The organism is Verrucomicrobiota bacterium (assembly GCA_016871495.1).
Taxonomy (GTDB): Bacteria; Verrucomicrobiota; Verrucomicrobiia; order Limisphaerales; family VHDF01; genus VHDF01.
In genome coordinates, this window is sequence record VHDF01000043.1 from 1 (window position 1) to 18,726 (window position 18,726).

The window sequence follows — 18,726 nt, forward strand, 5'->3', positions numbered from 1 at the left end:
AGGAGAAGAAGCGGTGAGAAACTTTCCCCCGTGTATCCCGATGTTGTTGGTAGGGCGGGCCTGTCCCAGCCCGCCGCCCACGGGATGCAAAAAATCATGCTCCGGCGGCGCGCCGGGACGGACGCGCACTACCTGCATCACCGGCAACATCGGGATGCACCGAACTTTCCCGCGGAGCATCCGCGGGTTGTCGGTGCTGCGAGGGGCAGCGCCGGAGCGCGGCATGCACGCTCCTTCAGGCTTGGCCGGCGATCCGGCACGGCGAATCCGGAAAGGCGGACGGTGAAGACGCGCCTGTTCCGCGGACGTCCAGGCACAAGACCGCTCCGGATGACCGTGAGGGTGGGGGGAGCCTTCGGCTTGGATTAATTTGTTGACATATCAACAATATGGACCTAAACAGACGACATGGCAACGAGATCCGGCTCCTCCGTGCGAGGCGAGTATTACGAGGCGCTGCTCGAGTTCTTGCGCGTCGCGGAGACGATTTGGGAAGCGAGCCGCCTTTTCTTCGGGCGGTGGGATCTCAGCCCGAGCCAGTTCAACGTGCTCAACGTCCTGCGGGAGCGCGCCAAGGGCATGAGCCAGGTGGAACTCAGCCGGGCCTTGATCACGCACCGATCGAACGTGACCGGACTCGTGGACCGTTTGGAGAAACGAGGGTTGGTTGCCCGTCGCGAGGGGGAGGGAGATCGCCGGGCCTACTGCGTGGTTCTGACCCCGGACGGCCGGCGCTTGATGGAGGAGATTCTTCCCGGGTATCACGCTGCCGTGGAGGCGTTGTGGATCGGCATTTCGCCGCATCAGGCGAAGGCGTTGGTGAGGCAATTGAAGCCGGTGGGGGAACGTGCGCGGCAAGCGGCGCAAGCCCGCTCGCGGTCCAACGGTGGATCATCCACCGGCCATCCCTCCGTCTGAAATCGATTTTTCTATGAGAATTATCCTGCGATCATTGCTCAAACTGTGGTTCCGTTTTCGGATCACGGGCGCGGATTCCCTGTCGGCCAAGGGGCCGGTCCTGCTGATCCCGAACCACGCATCCTGGATCGACTGGCTGTTCCTGGGCGCGGTGCTCGAGGACGACTGGAAGTTCGTGGTTTCGAGCGTTGCGGCCGAGTACTCGCTGTTGCACCGGAAGCTCATGGTGAACTCGAGAACCTTTCCAATCGACACGAATTCGCCCTATGCCGTGAAGCGCATGGCCGAGTATCTTCAGGCGGGCGGACGGTTGGTGCTTTTCGCGGAGGGCCGAATCACGAACACGGGATCCCTGATGAAGGTTTTTGACGGCACCGGCTTTCTGCTGTTCAAGACCAAGGCCAGGGTGATCACGTGTTATCTTCGGGGCGCGCATCGCTTTGCCCTTTCACGCCAGCCGGGATGGCGCACCTGGTTTCCTAGAGTCAGTGCTCATTTCAGCCCGGTCCATCAGCCTCCCGAACTGGGCGAGGTGAGGACCAGCCATGCCCGGGCCTTTTACACGACGTGGCTGAAGGACCGTCTGATCGAGCAGCAGTTCGAGACGGAGATGAGTGAAGGACCTTCAACGGTCCTGGCGGCAATTGTCGAGACCGTCTCACAGCGCCCGGGGAATGAAGTGCTGGAAGACTTCCAGCAGCAGCCCATGACGGGGCGGCGGCTGCTGGCGGGAGTTTCGGTCTTGTCGGAAAAGCTTGAAGCCCGTGTGGCCGCGGGGCCGGAGAGGGTGGGGGTGTTGCTGCCCAACCTGAATGCGATGCCGGTGGTGCTCATGAGCTTGTGGAGTTTGCGGAAGGTGCCGGCGATTCTGAACTTTTCCACCGGAGTCCCGACCCTGTTGACCTGCGCCCGGCTGGCAGGGTTCAAGCAGGTCGTGACCTCGAGTGCCTTTGCCGCCAAGGCCAAGCTGGATCTCACGCCATTCCGCGAAGCAGGCATCGAGCTGATCGAGTTGGAGGCGTTGCGAGCGTCGGTCGGAACCGGGGACAGGCTGGCGGGAATGGTCCGGGCGACGTTCAGTCCCAGGTCCCTTTGCCGGCGTTCCGTGTCGCCGTCGGACGCGGCCGTCGTTTTGTTCACGAGCGGGTCGGAGGGCATTCCCAAGGGGGTGGAGCTGACGAATCGCAATCTTCTGGCGAACGTGCGGCAAATGATCTCGGTGATCGACTTGACCGACCAGGACCGGATTTTCAACGCCTTGCCCTTGTTTCACAGTTTCGGTCTGACGGTGGGCACGCTGCTGGGCATGATTCGGGGACTCTATGTTTTTCTTTATCCCTCCCCGTTGCATTACCGCGTGGTGCCCACGGCGTTTTACGAAAAGAACTGCACCGTGTTTCTGGCCACGAACACGTTTCTGAACGGTTACGCGCGCAAGGCGCATCCGTACGATTTTCGATCGATGCGTTATCTTTTTGCGGGTGCGGAGAAGATTCAGGAGACGACGTTTCTGACCTGGGCCAGGAAGTTCGGGGTGCGCATTCTCGAGGGTTATGGCGCCACGGAATGCAGTCCTTGCTTGTGTGTGAACACCAACATGGAGCCGAAATTTGGCAGTGCCGGGCGGCTCTTGCCGGGGGTGGAATGGAAACTTGAATCGTTCGAGGGTGTGACCGAGGGAGGTCGTTTGCTGGTGCGGGGGCCGAACATCATGAAGGGGTATGTGAACGCGGACGCCAACGAGAAGTTTCAAGCGTTAGGCGGATGGTATGACACGGGGGACATCGTGAGGATCGACGCCGAAGGATACCTGCACGTGCAGGGAAGGTTGAAGCGTTTTGCCAAAATCAGCGGGGAGATGGTGAGCTTGACCGCGGTGGAGGATGCCCTGGCCGGGGCGTTTCCTCATCACGGTTTGCGCTTTCAAGTGGCGGTGGTATCGCGACCTGACGAAGACAAGGGGGAGGCCTTGATCGCGGTGACCAACGAATCGAAACTCACGCTGGAGGAGATTCGCAACGCGATCAAAGCCAAAGGCCTCACCAACTTATGTGTTCCCCGTGAAATACGCGTGGTGCGGGAGATCCCCAAACTGGGCACCGGCAAAGTCAACCATCGCGAATTGCAGAAGGAACTGCAGCAGAGTCAAACCAGCCAGGATCCGCGGAAAGAAGATGGCTGACCATCGATCTTCACGGACTGGGTTCGGCTTTCGTGGAAACGAGCCCGGAGATTCTATGCCTCGCCGCCGGGGATTTCCAGCCTAGGCGCGGCGTCGCATCCGGGATGCGGCGAATGCGGAGATGGCGGCGCCCAGGCAAAGCACACCTGATCCACCATCGGGAACAGTCGTGGCCGTCGTGTTCTCGAACGAAAAACTGAGATCATTGTAACCACTCGCGCCTTCAGGCAGATTCAACAAGTCCTCGAAACTGACCAGGGTTGTCGAAGGAAGCCAATTGGCCTGCACCCGGGCATGCGGAAGTCCATCGGCATTTCTCGAGCCCGGTCCCGTGAAGAAATCATCGCCGGTGTTGTTCACGTGCAAGCGGAATACAAGTTCGGTGCCGGCCGTGAATGTCCCCAGGTTTACCGTGGATCCCACGATACTCGCGTGGTTATTGAAAATGAACAGGTCATTGGACGTATTCCCGTCCATGCCCGGACTCCCCGAACCATCCAACTCCAGATAAAGATCGTTGCTGAAGCCGGCTGAATTGCCCTCATACTTGGCGATGACCGGATTCGATCCGGCCGGGACCGATAACCCTTCCGTTCCAGGCACAGCAATCGGGTGAGCATTCACCGCCGCGCTGGCGAGCAACGACAGGGCGGGGAACAAAGTACGTGGGTATTTCATAAGAGATTAATGACTGATTGAAGAGGTTAGGATTTCATACGACTCATCACGAACGTCTCTAAGCAAATGTCAGACCAACCAAGACCGCTCGTGCCAGGCCATGAATCCGAGTCCCGTATCTGACTGAAGTGGAATAGGTTGTGCATCGGGATTTAGATCTGATGCATCGACGCGTTTCAGAGCCATACTGCTTGAACTGTTAAGAAGGCTTTACAGTTCCCAAGAATCGCCCCGCAAAGAAACGAGGAAAAAACTATCATAGCGAAGGTTTTACATTCGCATCTCGAAAGTGTTAACGATTCCGACAACTCAGCATGATTCCATTTCGATGACGCTGCTCCCGAAATGGATTGTCCGGCTGCCAACCGCGAACGTGTGGCGTCGTTTCAGAAGTCGATGGAGCTCCGCAAGTCCCCGCGATGGGCGGCGTTGGAATGGCTTCCGCGACCGCCGCCCGGCCGGATGGACCCGGAAGGCGTGACCGAGGAACCGTCGGCTGGGTTTGCGAGGAAGCCTGGGAGCAGAGCGGTTCGTGATCTGGGCCGGACTGCTGGCGTTTTCAGCGCAAGGCTTCGAGCTCTACGCGAGCGAATGCCATGTTCGCGACGTTATTTTTCGAGGAAGAGGGGGCTCTGGACGAGCCATTGCAGCATGTCTCCGAGCCGGTATTCGGTGGGGCGAAAACGCGGCAATTGGCGGCGGAGCCATTCCGATTCGTGGTAGGTCGGAGTTCTTCCGTTGGCGTATGTCGCCAAATGTTTCATGAAACTGAAGGCGACTTGTTCGAGTCGGTCCTCGGTCAGGTGGCGCTTGAGATCGGGCATGCCGGCCACTTCGGCACCGCCGGGCAAGGTGGAGCGGGCATCGACGCGAGTTGACTTTAGGCGTCCGGACGCGTCGAACTCCTCGAAGGGGATTCCCCAGGGATCGATCTTGGCATGGCAAGCGGCGCAGCCGGGTTGGTTGCGATGTTTCTCCAGTCGCTCACGCAGGCTGAGGTGGCGTGTGTCCTCGGACAATTGGGGCACATTGGGAGGTGGATCGTCCGGAGGTTCAGCGATGATGCGCCGGGCGAGCCAGGCGCCGCGTTTGACGGGATTGGATTCGCGCCCGTCCGACAGGCCGGCAAGGATGGAGGCTTGCGCCAACAAGCCGCCGAGATCCCGGCGATCATGCCGGAGGGGTTGGAATTGGAAGCCCGACTCGGTGTGAGTTCCAAGGCCGTAGTAGGATGCGGTGACTTCGTTGGCGAGGATGAAGTCGGAAACGATCAGGTTTCGCGCCGGAAGATTGTTCCGGAAGAGGTGAAGCAGAAACGACTCGGGTTCCCGGCTCAGGTGGGTGCGGGCGTGTCGCGAGAGATCGGGGAACTTCTTGCGATCCGGATCCACCACCGAGAATTTATCGAGGGCAAGCCATTGCTGTGTGAATTCGCGGGTGAACCGTTCGAATTTTTCGTCCTGCAGCAGGCGCTTTGTTTCGACACTGAGGCGGCGCTGCAAGCGACCTTGGCCGGCGAGGCGCAAGAGTTCCTCATCCGGGGGGCTGTTCCAGAGGAAGAAGGCCAGCTTGGAAGCGAGCTCGTGCGGGTGGAGCGGTTCGGGTTTGGGAGACTTGCTCCATTCAATTTGGAACAGGAATTGCGGTGAAGTGAGCACGGCGAGAAGCGCTTCTTTGATGGCCGGTTGGAAATCAGCTCCTGAAGCTTTCGCTTGATGGAAAATCTTGAGGAGGTCGCGAAGCTCGGACGAGTCCACGGGACGGCGAAAGGCTTTGGTGGCGAACCGCGACAGGATGATGCGGGGGGCCTCGGGCCCCAGGATCTCCTTGTCTCCCTCATAGAAAATCCGGCGATGCGAGCTCGGCGGCCAGGAATCCAGGAGCGGTCCCTCAAATTCGACCGATTGGACGAGGAGCCTTGGAACGTCGCGTCCGTCGGTGGGTTCGCTGCGCACACCGATTTCGCGAAGGCCAGCGAGGTAATTGACATTGTCCGCTTCCACGTCGGGGCTGGGGAAATTCCGGATGGCACCTTCAAACACGAAACGTTCGAGCGATCGTTGGGAGACCGGTTGCGCGGTGCCGACGGGAGCGAGGGTGCTCCCGCAATCGCGTCGCAGTCCCAAGTGGACTCCCACGCGGGGAGCCCGGTTTTCGAAGGCGAGGAAGCGCCGGTGGAGCGCATGAGTTTCGGGCACGCGGGTGAGGGTCAAGCGGTCGAGGCTGGCCGCGTTGGTGGAGCGGGCCGAGAGGGTGAGGGGTCCTGCGGGCAACCGCACGGCGAGGAACGCGGGCTGGACGAGCAAACCCGTGAACTCTTGTTGTCCGAGCACGAGTTGGAGGGCGGTTGCCCGGGGGGGCGACTTGGCCTGCGGTTGTGGAGGGAGAGAGGTGGCGAAGACATCGACGCGGTAAACGCCCGGTTCCCCGATCTGAATCGTTTGGGAGGGATTGAGCTTCTCGACCACGTGGGAGGGTGATGGAGTCTCGCTCGCGGGGGCATCCTTGGAATCGAGGAGCAGTGCGTCCGGATACTTCGCGGCGGTCACGGTGACGCGGAAACGACCGTGGTGCGGCAGATCGCGGAGGGAAATCTTGAAATTGGCTTTCGGGCCGTAGGTGCCCTCGGCGTCGAAGAGTTCGTCGTTCGGAAGCGCGGGTCGGAGCAGTAGTCCCCCGGGGACGATGTCATAGGCGTGTCCTTTCGGGTAGCCTGTGCTGCCGCGCATACAGGCGAAGACGGAGTGGTAGAGGCTGTGGAAATCGCGCCAGCCGCGGACGGTGTCATTGCCTTGGTACCCTTCGATGAACCGCAATTTGGAGGGCATGGAAAAGGCTGAGAACTCGAAGGGCTTGGCGGGAGTCAGTTCCGTGACGAGGACATCGGCATTCGGAAGCAGGAGGCTGTTCGCGCCGAGGATGAGGGCGTCGGGGCAAGGATGAGGGTTGACCGAGCGTCCCAAATCGACGCGAAAGTTTTGGACCACGGGTTTGGACTTGGGATCGATGAGGACGCGTTCCAACGCTTTTTCGGCGACCTCGAAGTAGGATTCGACGAGCAGGGGAGAAGTGGCGAGGGTTTCCTGGTTGTTGACGAAGCCTTCTTTGGAAACGGCGTCGGGCGGGAGCAAATCGGCCAGTTCATCATCGAGGAGCAACAATTCCCGCAGGGTGTTTCGGTATTGGGCCACGGTGAGGCGGCGGGCGCCGCCGTTCTTGGGAGACGGTCGGAGCCGGGCCTGATGAAGGGATTCGGCGACCCATCGGGCCACCGTTTCGCGCTCCTCCGCGGAAGGCTGGGGTTCGTCCTCCGGCGGCATGGCCTTGTTTTCGAGTTGGTGCTGGATGCGTGTCCACAGGGTGAGGCTTGGATCGTCGAAGACGGCGGTGAGGTGATCCACGCGGACGCCGGACTTGGCTTTGTCCTCGTTGTGGCAAGGCAGGCAATACTGGTTGAGGAAAGGCTGAACTTTAAGGGCGAATTCGCGACGGAGGGACCCGGCGGCTGGGGTCGCGGCCTGGGTTTGGAGGACGAGGAACATGAGGGCGAGCCACCCTCCGGCGGGCGAAGTGCGGATCGAGGCGGGGAGGGGAATACGGATCGCCATGAGGGTCAGGCGAGGACTTCCCGGACGACGTGTCCGTGAATGTCGGTCAGGCGGAAGTCGCGTCCCGCGTAGTGATAGGTGAGGCGTTCGTGGTCGAACCCGAGCAAATGGAGCAGTGTGGCGTGCAGATCATGCACGTGGACGGGTTTTTCGACGGCGCGATAACCGAACTCGTCGGTGGCGCCGTGGATGTGGCCGGGGCGGATGCCGCCGCCTGCGAGCCAGACGGAGAATCCCCAATGGTTGTGGTCGCGTCCGAGCTTGGCATCGCCGGTGCCCGGCTGGGGCAGCTCGACCGAGGGGGTTCGTCCGAACTCGCCGCCGCAGAGCACCAGCGTGTCGTCGAGAAGGCCGCGTTGTTTCAGGTCGGTGAGAAGGGCGCCGATGCCTTGATCGCATTCGCGGGCCAGCCGGCGGTGTTCCTTCTCGATCTGGCTGTGGCTGTCCCAGGGCTGCACGTCGCCGTGGAAGCATTGCACGAAACGCACGCCCCGTTCGAGCAAACGGCGCGCGATGAGGAGTTGGCGGGCTTGAGTGGTGTCGCCGTAGAGACGGCGGATGGATTCCGGCTCGCGCGAAATGTCAAAGGCGTCGCTGGCCGCGAGTTGCATTCGCGCGGCGAGCTCGAAGGATTGGATTCTCGCTTCCAAGGGATCGAAAGTTTCCCTGCCGCGTTGGTGTTCTCGGTTCAGTTGCGCCAGGAGATCGAGCTGAAGGCGCTGGGCTCGGGCGCTGCTATGGGAGTGGGCGATGTTCTCAATCAACTCCTCCACCCGCGTCTTCCGCGTGTTGATGTAGGCGCCTTGATAGATGCCCGGCAGAAAGGAAGATCGCCAGTTGGAGACGTCGGAGACAGGGAGTCCGGGGCACATGGAGACGAAACCCGGCAGATTTTGGTTTTCCGTTCCCATCCCATAGAGAAGCCAGGCGCCGAAGCTTGGACGGGAGAGGCGCTCGTCCCCGCAATTCATGAGGCGCATCGATTGCTCATGATTGGGGGTGTTGGCGTGCATGGATCGAATCACGCAGAGATCGTCGGCGTGCTTGGCGGTTTCGGGGAAAATCTCGCTGATATCGAGTCCGCTCCGTCCATATTTCTTGAATTGGAATGGGGACGGCAGGGCGCCGCCGGTGGGACGTTCGGTCGTCAGGTTCCCGGTCGGAATCGGGCGGCCCGCGAAGGTCGCGAGCATGGGTTTGGGGTCGAAGGTGTCCACTTGGGATGGGCCGCCATTCAAGTAGATGTGGATGACGCGGCGGGCGCGCGGGGCGAAGTGAGCCGGTCGGGGAGCCAATGGATTGGTTCGCCCGTCTGGGGCGGCCGACAATTCCGGGAACCATCCGGCGTCGCGGAGGAGTCCTGCCAGGCCCAGACTGCCGAGGCCCGTGCCCATGCGGCCCAGCATTTCGCGACGAGACAGCAGGCGAGGCCCTCGGAGCGTCGGCGGGGAATCCGTGCTGGCGTGGGGGGAGGGATGGGGCGGGGGAACCGGGTCCATGGGGCGATCAATCGAGAAACATCATTTCGTTTGAAATGAGCAAGGTCTGCGCGAGTTGTTGAAAAGGGGAAAGGTGTTCCTCCTCCCGGTCGAGGGTTTTGGCGGTTTCAAGGAAGCGGAGAGCGAGGTTCAGTTCGGAGGGCGCAGGGGAACGGAGCAGTACGGTTCGATAGAGCCGGGTGACCCGGTCGCGCTCGCGTGTCGAATTCCATCCGATGCGTTGTTCGAGGCTGAAGGCTTGTTCGGCGACAAATTTGGAATTGAGGGCGAAGAGGGCTTGTTGGGGTACGATCGTTTGGGGGCGCATGGCGGACGACTGGTCGGGGCTCGCGAAGTCAAAAGCGCGGAACAGCGCGGGCACATCTTGACGATCGACGAGGCCGTAGAGGGTGCGCCTCCGGTTCAGGGCATCTTGGGCGACGTCCGTCGATCGCCCGCCCATGCCCGGATCAAGCCGACCCGAGGCGGCGAGCAGCGAATCACGCATGGACTCGAAGTCGAGCCGCCGTTTGTGGGCGCGCCAGAAGTAAAGGTTGTCCGGGTCGATCGAGCGGGCGGAGGGCCGGTCGTCGCTGGATTGGCGGTAGGTTTCCGACAGCACAATGGTTCGGACGAGATTCTTGAGTGAGCCGTGCTGGAGCAGTCGGTGAGCGAGATCGTCGAGGAGTTCCGGATGTTTGGGAGGTGGGGTGCGGACGCCGAAATCGCTTGGAGTGGGGACCAGAGGCGAGCCCAGAAGGTGCTGCCAGACTCGGTTGGCGAACACGCGGTAGGCGAGAGGGAAGTCGTGGGACAAGATCGATTGGGCAAGGTCGAGTCTTCCACTGCCGCGGGTGAATGGACTCGCGTCGTTTCCGCCGAGCCACGAGAGATGGCGGCGCGGGACGCTTTCGCCGGGGATGGCGGGGTTTCCGCGCAGGAAGACTCGTGTGGCCGGGATTTCGGGGACATCCGCCAGGATCATGGCCCGCGCTGGGGGGCGGTTAGTGGCATGGGCCGCGAATTTGTCCAAGCCGGTGACGAGTCCCCCATATTTATCACGCGGGACGCGGGACATGTGGAGGTAGGTGTTGCCCTTGGGGAACCAGACGGGACTTTCCTGCGAGGTGAGGATGGAAGCGAGTTCACGGGCCGCGGCTTGATCCTGGGCGGAAGCGTCGGCGAGGGTGCCGGACGCTTGGGAGTCTTTGAAGGCTTGCCCGATGGCTTCTCCGTAGAGGCGAGCGAGGGCGAGGCGAGTGGAAGGTTTGGAGCTGATGAGGGCGGCCCGGATTCGATTGTTCCATGAGGAGGATTCCGGGTGTTTGAGCCGTGATTCCAGTTCAGAGGCGAGCTTTTCCTCGGGAACCTTCATCAACGCGTGCCAGGCGCCGAAGACGGAGTTGCTGGGGTTGGATCGCTGGGAGACGAAGCGCCTCCACCGGGAGAGGATGCCGGGACGCAGGTCTTCGGGCGAAAGCGAAAGGAAAAAGACCGCGTTTTCGGTGAGGCCGGAATGTTGGGTGGCGACTTGGGCCAGATAATCCGCCGTGCGGCGGCGAGCGGTCTCGGTGATCTCGGCGTATTGCTGGTCGATGTGGGTTTGCAGTTCAAGCCGTTTGGCAGCGAGCGCCTTTTCGAATTGGGGGCCATCAGGGAGGGTTTCGGGTGATTCCAGCAAGGGCGGGTCGAGCGGGGGTTCGCTGGCGGAGAAAATGCCGTAGAGCGCGTAGTAATCGCGCGCCGTAATGGGATCGTATTTGTGATCGTGGCACCGGGCACAGGACACGGTCAGACCGAGGAACCCCCGGGTGACCGTGTCGATCTGGTCGTCGTAAATATCGTGCGGATTATTGTCGAAGAGACGGCCGAGCGTGAGGAATCCCATGGCGGCGAGGCGCCAGGAATGTCGGGGAGGGGCGTGTTGATCGGCGGCCAACTGGTCGGTGACGAAATCGGCGAAGGGGAGATCTTCGTTGATGGCCCGAATCACGTAATCTCGATACGTATAGGCGTAGGGGCGCAAACGGTCCTTGCCGTAGAGGAGCACCAGGTCCTTCGTTTCAGCATACCGCGCCACGTCGAGCCAGTGCCGAGCCCATCGTTCCCCGAATCGTGGGGAAGCGAGCAGTCGATTGACTTGGCGTTCGTAGGCGGCGGGACGGCCATCGGCCATGAAACTTTCGATTTCCTCGAAGGTCGGAGGGAGTCCGGTGAGGTCGTAGGAGAGCCGGCGCAGCAGCGTGCGCCGGTCGGCGGGGGGTGAAGGCGAAAGGCCTTGGCGGGCCAGGCCGGTCCGGATCCAGGCATCCACCGTGTTGCCCGTCTCGGATCCAGCGACTCCAGCGGTGCGGGGTGGGTTCGTGGGGCTGAGCGGCTGGATGGCCCAATGGCGGCTGGAGTTGGAGGTTGGCATCGCAGGGGCTCCTCGGCTGGCGACCATGGCTGCCAGGGGGCACAAGATCGCGAGAAGGTTCAGAAGAACACGAGGGACCCTTCGAAGAACAACGGCGGGCTGGGCGCTGAAAAATGGAGACCGGGAACGCATGACGCGAGTCAATTGGCCGGCACTTGCGACTTGTCGCGATAGAACTTCTCAAAGGCGAATCGTCCCGAGGTCAGCTTGGGCGACATGAGCACATTGGACTTGAGCGATTCGACGTGGCCGTCGGCAAAGGGGATGGTTTCGCGCTTGAGGTGCCGGTACTGAAGGATGAAGAGGTCCTCATAGGCGAACAGCATCGAGCCCCAGCCTTCTCCAGGATTCGAGACGCCTCCGAGAGCATAGGAGGCCTTGTGATCCCGGATCTCGGTGAAGGCCACCGTTTGGACGGGTTGTTCCAAGGTTTCGGGCTGGACGGAGAAGCCGAGAGCCATCACGCCGGTCTGGCGGGGGTTGCCGTGGCGCTGCTCGTGGTTCTTGATGTTGGCATTCGTCCAATAGTGGCGCCGGCCTTGCTTGTGGCTCGGGCAAACGATGATGTTCGTGGGAGCACCGAAAGGGAGGATCAGCTCGTCCCAGGTCATGTAACCTTTGGTGTTGCGGCCTGGCGTTTCGAGCGAGCCGCAAGGAAGGCGTCCGCCTCGATCCTCGGTGTAAAGCAGGCACGCGAGCATGATTTGCCGGGCGTTATTGAAGCATTTGGTCTTGCGTCCTTGTTCTTTGGAGGAGGCGAGGGAGGGCAGTAGTAATCCGGCAAGAATGGCGATGATAGCGATAACGACCAGGAGTTCGATCAGGGTAAACCCGCGGCGGGCCGGGAGGGGAGTGGAACAAGCGGAGGCGCGGCGGCGGCGGCTCCGATTCCACGCCCGAAAACCAGTGTCAGCATCCATCTCGCGACCGAGGGGTTGGGTTTTTTACCCGCTTGAAAGTTCATCCAGCCTCCGGTCCGTGTCGCCGAATCGGGGGAGTTCGACTCCCATTCGGTCCAAGATGGACAAGTAAAGGCTGCAAGCCCGCCGGCGTTCTTCGGGTTGGCCGAGACGGTCGATCACGCGCCCGGTCTTCCACGCGCCCCCCGCCCGCCCGGCCATCACCATGGGCATGTGGTCGGCCTGGTGCGCGTCGCCGTCGAACATGTTCGAGCCGCAGAGCAGGATGGAATTGTCGAGCATCGAGGATCCGCCTTCGTCGATGTTTTTCATGCGCTCGATGAGATAGGCGAGCTGGCTGACATGAAACTGGTTAGTTTTCATGTGCATGATTTCGATTTTGGGATTGTTCCCGTTGTGGGTGAGGTCCACGTGGAGGCTGCCTTTGACATCGTCCAGGAATGGGAAGGTCATGGCCGAGAGATCGTTGTTGAGCAGGCAGGTGGCCACCCGTGTCTTGTCCATTTGGAACGCGAGCAGGATGAGGTCCATCATCAGCCGCATGTGGGTGGGGACATCCTGGGGCAGGGTTTCGGCGGGCCGCTGCATTTTGACTTCCTTGAGGGTAGGTTGCCAGCCTTCAAGGCGGCGATCTTGCGCGGCGCCTTCCAATCGTTTTTCGATGTCACGGATGGACTCGAGATACTCATCAATTTTGGATCGATCGGAGGCGGAAACCCGGGATTGGACGGAGCGGGCGTCGCGGCTGACTTCGTCCAGGATGCTGCGGTCAAGTCGGCGGCCTTGAGGATCGCCGACCAGAAGATCGAAGACGCGCGAGGGATAGATTTCTTTGGTGGCGGGTTTGGTGTCGGATTTCCAGGAGATGCAGGACCCGTAGAGCATGGTCAGACCGTCCTCGAGGCGAAGCTCGGTGGGTTCGATCCCGAGGGCGAGGCTGGGGATGGGCGTCTCGCGGGCCAGGCGTTCGGCGAGGACCTGGTCCATGGTTTGGCCGACTCGAATATCGTTCTGCTGGGTGCTGACCCAGGCCCCGGAGAGGATGTTGGGGAAACGCCCGAGATGAGAGCTTTGGTGGGCCAGCGCCTTGGCGTTATAGAGGCCGCCGAGATAAATGACCTCGGACTGGTGAGGCTCGAGAGGTTTCAGGGCTTCGCCGAGACGGAGCGTTTGGCTTTCCTCGCGAGCCCACCAATACTTCGGCTCCACGCCATCGGCGAAACAGAGGTAGGCGAAGCGGACGGGAGGCTTGGCCAGCGGCGGGACGGCGGAGCGTTTGCCGGATTCCGCTGAGCGAAGCGGCCAGGATTCGAGCCACGGCAAGGCGAGCGCGACGCCGCTGGCGCGCCTGAGAAAAGCCCTTCTCGAAAAATCCAGGGAACGTGCGCGTTGCATAGTGAATTCCTTACCCGATTACGCGGGGGTGGGCAATGGTGGATTACGATTTCATGAAGGCCCGACTTTTTCGCGGTCAGCCTCTCCCTCCAGTCCCGCGAACGCGGTTTCTCCGAGGCCCAGCTCATCGAGTCCTTCCCTGACGAAATCAAGAACGCCCTGGGCGGGACGCCACCTGCTCCGCCAGCGCTTCGACGTCAACGCGGCCTGGTCCAGGGCAGGAATTCACCTACCGCCCCCTTGTGGATGCACCTTCGGTGCCGGGTCGTTGGAGGCTGGGCTTGCTCCTGGAGCTTCCCCGGAGCAGGATTTGGTCTTCAGCATGGATTCATCCCCGACGCCATCGCCCCTGTGGAGGTCGTTCTGCTCCGTTCCCGGAGCGGTGGTGGCGCTGGCGGTCGTGGTTGGATTTTGGGGGGAAGTTTCGCTGTCTGGAGCGGAGCGGAAGGCGCCCAAGGCGGGAACCCAGGTCAATGTTGCGGCGCTGGCGGAAAAGCTGAAGCCCAGCGTGGCCGTCGTCCGGCAGTTCGGCCGGCAAGGCCGCCAGGAAGGGGTCGGCACTGGATTCGTCGTTTCGAAGGACGGCCTCATCGCCACTTGTTTTCATGTCATCGGAGAGGCTCGTCCCATTTCGGTCGAGTTGGCGGATGGCAGGAAGTTCGAGGTCGTCGAAGTGCATGCCTCCGATCGACGGATGGATCTGGCCGTGTTGAAGATTCAAGCCTCAGGGCTTACCCCGTTGAAATTGGGCGATTCCGCGACTTTGAAGCAGGGCGAGTCCGTGCTGGCCTTGGGCAATCCCGCCGGACTTGAACACAGTCTGGTCCAGGGCATTGTGTCCGCGCGACGGGACTTCGACGGGCTTGAGATGATTCAGTTGGCCATGCCGATCGAGCACGGCAATAGCGGCGGTCCCTTGCTGGATCTCCAAGGAAAGGTTCAAGGCCTGCTCAACATGAAATCGGCGGTGACGGCGAATCTCGGTTTCGCCATTCCCAGCGTGGCTTTGCGATCTTTGCTGGAACGCCCCAATCCCATGCCCATGTCCCGCTGGCTTCGTTTGGGGGCGCTTGATCCGGCGGAATGGAAGCCTCTCATGGGCGCGCAATGGAGCCGGCGCGGGGGCCGGGTCCTGGTCGAGTCTCCGGGCGAGGGGTTTGGCGGACGTTCGCTTTGCTTGTGGATGAAGGAGAAACCCGAACCGCCTTACGAGTTGACGGTGAAGGTGAAACTGGAAGATGAGTCGGGCGCGGCAGGACTCGTCTTTGGGTCGGACGATGGAGACCGGCATTACGGATTCTATCCGACGGCGGGTCAACTGCGCCTCACGCGTTTCGACGGGCCGAATGTCTTCTCCTGGTCCATCCTCAAGGATCAAAAAACTCCCCATTACAAGCCGGGCGACTGGAATGTTCTGAAGGTCCGCGTCGATCATGATCGCATCGAAGGATTCGTGAATGGCGAGCGTGTGATCGAATCCCGAGACGCGCGGTGGCGGGAAGGGCGCGTCGGCCTCGCCAAATTCCGTGAAACCAAGGCGCAATTCCGCAATTTTTCCATCGGCACCGTGACACCCGCGGAATCGAATCCAGCCGAACTGGGAGCCGCGCTCGAAGCCGCGGTCAAGGGGCCCGTGGATGCCGAGACCGAATTGTTGTTGTCCCGGCAGTCCAATGCAGCCCGACCCTGGTTGTTGGAACGTGCGCTTCAGTTGGACCAGGACGCCCGGCGCTTGAGGCGGATGGCGCGGGAACTTTCGGAGAGCGCGGTTCGCGCCCGTTTGGTTGAGGTGCTCGGTCAACCGGAGGATCGGATCGATCTCTCGCTGGCCGCTCTTCTGGTTGCGAAACTGGATGAACCGGATCTCGACGTCGAGGGCTCTCGCGCGGAAATCGCGCGCATGGGGGAAGAGTTGGCGCGATCCCTCAAACCTGGCCTGGGCGCGGCGGAGAAATTGGAAGCCTTGCGCAAATACCTCTTCGAAGAGCAGGGGTTTCACGGAAGTCGGACCGATTTCTACAATCGCGCGAACAGTTATTTGAACGAAGTGATCGAGGAGCGGGAAGGCTTGCCCATCACACTCGCGGTGTTGTTTCTCGATTTGGCGGGCCGGATCGGTGTCCATCAGGTGTGGGGGGCGCCGGTTCCCACGCGCTTCATGGTGGGTTTCAAGCCCGAGTCCGGACGCGAAAGGCTGATCGACGTGTTTGATGGAGGAAAGTTCCTGACTCGGAGCGAGGCTGTCGCGCTGGTGGCGGACAACGTCGAAGCGGTGGGCGACCTCGATTTTGCGCCGGCGGCGAAAGGGCAGATCGTGGCGAGAATGCTCCGGAATCTTCTCGGAATCGCCCAGCGCCAGCGCGACGCGGTTCAATCCCTCAGGTATCTCGAAGCCCTGCTGGCCATTCTGCCCGATTCGGCGCCGGACCGTTTGGAGCGTGCGCGCATTCGGGCGCAGTTGGGCGATTCGGCGGGAGCCAAGGCCGATGTGGAACGCTTGATCGAGCGGGCGCCGGCGGGATTGGATCTGGAAAAGCTCAAGGAATGGTCCCGGACCTTGTGAATCGCGGACGATGGGAGCCTGCGGTTGCTCCCGGCTGAATCAGGCGCAGAGGTCTGTTCGGGCATGTTCGTGGGAACCGTTTTGGGTCCTTCTCGTTTTGAAGCATGGTCGAAATTGAAGAAATCCGTTCGTTCGAGGATCCCAGGCTGTTGCCCTACCGGACCATGCGGCGGCAGGACGACCACGAGGCGCAGGGGGTGTTTGTGGCGGAGGGGGACAAGGTTGTTGCGCGACTCCTGGAGACCGCCATCACCGTGATTTCCATGCTCGTTCAGAGGGAGAGGGTGGAGGAGTACCGGCGGCTGCTTTCGATGCGTCCGGAACGCGTTTGGCTTCATGCGGCGGAGAAAGCCGTGCTGGAACAATTAACAGGCTATCCTCTGTATCAGGGCGTCCTGGCCCTGGCGAAGATCCCCTTTCAACCTCGTTCGATTTCATTCCCCGTTGCGCCGGGCGGTTTGGTGGTGGCGTTGGACGGACTGGCCAACGCGGAGAACCTTGGAGTGATCGCGCGTAACGCGGCCGCGTTTGGGGCGGACGTCCTGCTCGTGGGGGAGAATTGCGTTTCTCCCTATCTGCGCCGGGCCGTGCGCAATTCCATGGGCGCCCTTTTCCGGATGCGTCTGGTGTTATCGTTCGATTTGGCCGCGGATTTGAGGCGGTTGGACACGCTCGGCTTTCGGAACCTGGCGGCGCATCCCCACACGGATCGACGGGTGCTGGCTCAAGCCGGCATGACGGGTCATCTCTGCGTGGTGTTCGGAAGCGAAGGGCATGGCATTCGGCCCGAAGTGCTCGCGGAGTGTGGGGAATGGGTGGCGGCGCCGATGGCGCCCGGGGTGGACTCTTTGAATGTGGCCAGCGCTTCGGCGGTGTTTTTGTACGAAGCCTGCCGCCAGCGATCCGCGAGGGCGGGGAGGGACGCAGGCGTTTGACGGATGCTGGCACGCGACAACGAGGAACCGCGTATCCACAGGTTGTCGGTGATGCGCACGGCAGCGCCGGGGCGCGGCGTTCACGCCGCTTCAAGGCGTGTCTGCAAAGGGGCATGGCATGTTCAACGGGCAAGGGTGCTGCCAGGGCGAAGGCATTCACCCGGGGCGGGCCATGGAGTGGGAGGAGATCGCCGCGGCCGATTGGCCCAAGCGGAAGCGCCGTGAACGGCGCGCCCCGAGAACGGCTTCGGGATGCACTAAACGAGGAACCGTGTATCCCGTTGTTGTTGGTAGGGCGGGCCTGTCCCAGCCCGCCGCCCACGGGATGCAAAACATCATGCTCCGGCGGCGCGCCGGGACGGACGCGCCCTACCTGCAACACCGGCAACATCGGGATGCACCGAATGAGGAATCCGCGATGAAATCCGGCTTGAATTTGCCCGTTAACCTTGCAGTTTTCCCCGTTCGTGCGGTTTCGTGCCGGATTTAGCTGCGGCCGATTCGTGTAATCCTAACTCCAAGATCATTCAACATGCCGACTCTGAACATCAAACCCGCCGGTTCCTGTGCTTACGATATGCTCGCTTTGGGCGAGATCATGCTTCGTCTCGATCCGGGCGAAGGCCGGGTGCGCACGACGCGGGAATTCAAGGTCTGGGAGGGGGGCGGAGAGTACAACGTCGCCCGCGGCTTGCGGCGCTGCTTTGGCTTGAAAACCGCCGTGGCCACGGCGTTCGCGGACAATGAAGTGGGTCGTCTGCTGGAAGATTTCATTTTGCAGGGCGGGGTGGACACTCGGTTGATCCTTTGGCGACCCTACGACGGGGTCGGCCGGACGGTGCGCAACGGATTGAATTTCACGGAGCGTGGTTTCGGGGTGCGGGGTGCGGTCGGGGTGCCGGATCGGGGCAACACGGCGGCGGCCCAGTTAAAGCCCGGGGACTTCGATTGGGATCACATCTTTGGCAAGTTGGGTGTCCGCTGGCTTCACACCGGCGGCATCTTCGCCGCGCTCTCCGACACGACGCCGAAACTGGTGATCGAGGCGGTGCAAGCCGCCAAGCGCCATGGCACCATCGTATCCTACGACCTCAATTACAGGCCGTCCCTCTGGAAATCGATCGGCGGACATCAGAAGGCGCAGGAAGTCAACCGCGAGATCGCGAAGTATGTCGACGTGATGATCGGCAATGAGGAGGATTTCACGGCTTGCCTGGGATTTGCCGTGGAAGGTGTGGACGAAAACATCAGCCATATCGACGTGACTGCTTTCAAGAAAATGATCGAGAAGGCCGTCGCGGAGTATCCCAACTTCAAGGTCACTGCCACGACTTTGAGGGCGGTTCGGACGGCGACGCGGAACGACTGGAGCGCCATTTGTTGGGCCGACGGCAAGTTCTACTCCGCACCCAATCGGGAGGACATGGAAATCCTCGACCGCGTGGGCGGGGGTGACAGCTTCGCGTCAGGGCTGGTTTACGGATTCATGGCTTTCAACGATCCGCAGAAAGCGGTGGATTACGGCGCCGCTCATGGCGCCCTGGCGATGACCACCCCGGGGGACACCTCGATGGCGACCTTGAAGGAAGTGGAGAGCCTGGTCAAAGGCGGCAGCGCCCGCGTGCAGCGGTGA

Annotated in this window: 11 protein-coding genes; 5 read left to right on the forward strand and 6 right to left on the reverse strand. The window is 61.5% G+C overall.

Annotated elements, in window-relative coordinates; all coding sequences use genetic code 11:
- Positions 1 to 408: 408 nt before the first annotated feature.
- Together FJ404_10950 and FJ404_10955 are read left to right on the forward strand one after the other, a co-directional pair.
- Entirely contained in the window at positions 409 to 918 is a 510-nt protein-coding gene (locus FJ404_10950) for a MarR family transcriptional regulator (GenBank protein MBM3823386.1), read from the forward strand.
- Between the two features lie 13 nt (positions 919 to 931).
- Positions 932 to 3,100, forward strand: a complete 2,169-nt coding sequence (locus tag FJ404_10955) for an AMP-binding protein (protein MBM3823387.1) — start codon at positions 932 to 934, stop codon at positions 3,098 to 3,100.
- A gap of 81 nt (positions 3,101 to 3,181) precedes the next feature.
- Here the strand turns inward: FJ404_10955 and FJ404_10960 are convergent, their stop codons facing one another.
- From FJ404_10960 to FJ404_10985, 6 genes are all read right to left on the reverse strand, one after another.
- A complete protein-coding gene (locus FJ404_10960) occupies positions 3,182 to 3,778 on the reverse strand; it encodes a PEP-CTERM sorting domain-containing protein (protein MBM3823388.1) in 597 nt (198 codons plus the stop codon).
- A gap of 608 nt (positions 3,779 to 4,386) precedes the next feature.
- Positions 4,387 to 7,320, reverse strand: coding sequence for a DUF1592 domain-containing protein (locus tag FJ404_10965; GenBank protein MBM3823389.1), 2,934 nt, complete (start codon positions 7,318 to 7,320; stop codon positions 4,387 to 4,389).
- 71 nt (positions 7,321 to 7,391) lie between these two features.
- The gene (locus FJ404_10970) at positions 7,392 to 8,792 is read right to left on the reverse strand and encodes a DUF1501 domain-containing protein (protein MBM3823390.1); all 1,401 of its coding nucleotides are present in this window, start codon (positions 8,790 to 8,792) and stop codon (positions 7,392 to 7,394) included.
- A gap of 100 nt (positions 8,793 to 8,892) precedes the next feature.
- Positions 8,893 to 11,412: a DUF1549 domain-containing protein gene (locus FJ404_10975; protein ID MBM3823391.1), complete on the reverse strand. Its 2,520-nt coding sequence runs from the start codon at positions 11,410 to 11,412 to the stop codon at positions 8,893 to 8,895.
- Positions 11,413 to 11,420: 8 nt separating this feature from the next.
- On the reverse strand, positions 11,421 to 12,200 hold the full coding sequence (locus tag FJ404_10980; protein MBM3823392.1) for a type II secretion system protein: 780 nt from the start codon (positions 12,198 to 12,200) through the stop codon (positions 11,421 to 11,423).
- A 24-nt stretch (positions 12,201 to 12,224) separates the two neighbouring features.
- The gene (locus tag FJ404_10985; GenBank protein MBM3823393.1) at positions 12,225 to 13,595 is read right to left on the reverse strand and encodes a DUF1552 domain-containing protein; all 1,371 of its coding nucleotides are present in this window, start codon (positions 13,593 to 13,595) and stop codon (positions 12,225 to 12,227) included.
- Positions 13,596 to 13,917: 322 nt separating this feature from the next.
- Here FJ404_10985 and FJ404_10990 point away from each other — a divergent pair, with 322 nt between their 5' ends.
- The 3 genes from FJ404_10990 (at position 13,918) to FJ404_11000 (ending at position 18,726) form a co-directional block, all read left to right on the forward strand.
- Positions 13,918 to 16,158: a tetratricopeptide repeat protein gene (locus FJ404_10990; protein ID MBM3823394.1), complete on the forward strand. Its 2,241-nt coding sequence runs from the start codon at positions 13,918 to 13,920 to the stop codon at positions 16,156 to 16,158.
- A 104-nt stretch (positions 16,159 to 16,262) separates the two neighbouring features.
- Positions 16,263 to 17,093 carry an RNA methyltransferase gene (locus FJ404_10995; GenBank protein MBM3823395.1) on the forward strand — a complete coding sequence of 277 codons (831 nt, stop codon included), beginning with the start codon at positions 16,263 to 16,265 and terminating at the stop codon, positions 17,091 to 17,093.
- Between the two features lie 532 nt (positions 17,094 to 17,625).
- Positions 17,626 to 18,726: a sugar kinase gene (locus FJ404_11000; protein ID MBM3823396.1), complete on the forward strand. Its 1,101-nt coding sequence runs from the start codon at positions 17,626 to 17,628 to the stop codon at positions 18,724 to 18,726.

Bases quoted from the DNA above. Each gene is read 5' to 3' on its own strand.
- FJ404_10960 (MBM3823388.1), bottom strand. From the start codon at position 3,778: ATGAAATACCCACGTACTTTGTTCCCCGCCCTGTCGTTGCTCGCCAGC.
- FJ404_10955 (MBM3823387.1), top strand. From the start codon at position 932: ATGAGAATTATCCTGCGATCATTGCTCAAACTGTGGTTCCGTTTTCGG.
- FJ404_10990 (MBM3823394.1), top strand. From the start codon at position 13,918: ATGGATTCATCCCCGACGCCATCGCCCCTGTGGAGGTCGTTCTGCTCC.
- FJ404_10970 (MBM3823390.1), bottom strand. From the start codon at position 8,792: ATGCTGGGCCGCATGGGCACGGGCCTCGGCAGTCTGGGCCTGGCAGGA.
- FJ404_11000 (MBM3823396.1), top strand. From the start codon at position 17,626: ATGCCGACTCTGAACATCAAACCCGCCGGTTCCTGTGCTTACGATATG.
- FJ404_10995 (MBM3823395.1), top strand. From the start codon at position 16,263: ATGGTCGAAATTGAAGAAATCCGTTCGTTCGAGGATCCCAGGCTGTTG.
- FJ404_10965 (MBM3823389.1), bottom strand. From the start codon at position 7,320: ATGTTCCTCGTCCTCCAAACCCAGGCCGCGACCCCAGCCGCCGGGTCC.
- FJ404_10950 (MBM3823386.1), top strand. From the start codon at position 409: ATGGCAACGAGATCCGGCTCCTCCGTGCGAGGCGAGTATTACGAGGCG.
- FJ404_10975 (MBM3823391.1), bottom strand. From the start codon at position 11,412: ATGCGTTCCCGGTCTCCATTTTTCAGCGCCCAGCCCGCCGTTGTTCTT.
- FJ404_10985 (MBM3823393.1), bottom strand. From the start codon at position 13,595: ATGCAACGCGCACGTTCCCTGGATTTTTCGAGAAGGGCTTTTCTCAGG.
- FJ404_10980 (MBM3823392.1), bottom strand. From the start codon at position 12,200: ATGGATGCTGACACTGGTTTTCGGGCGTGGAATCGGAGCCGCCGCCGC.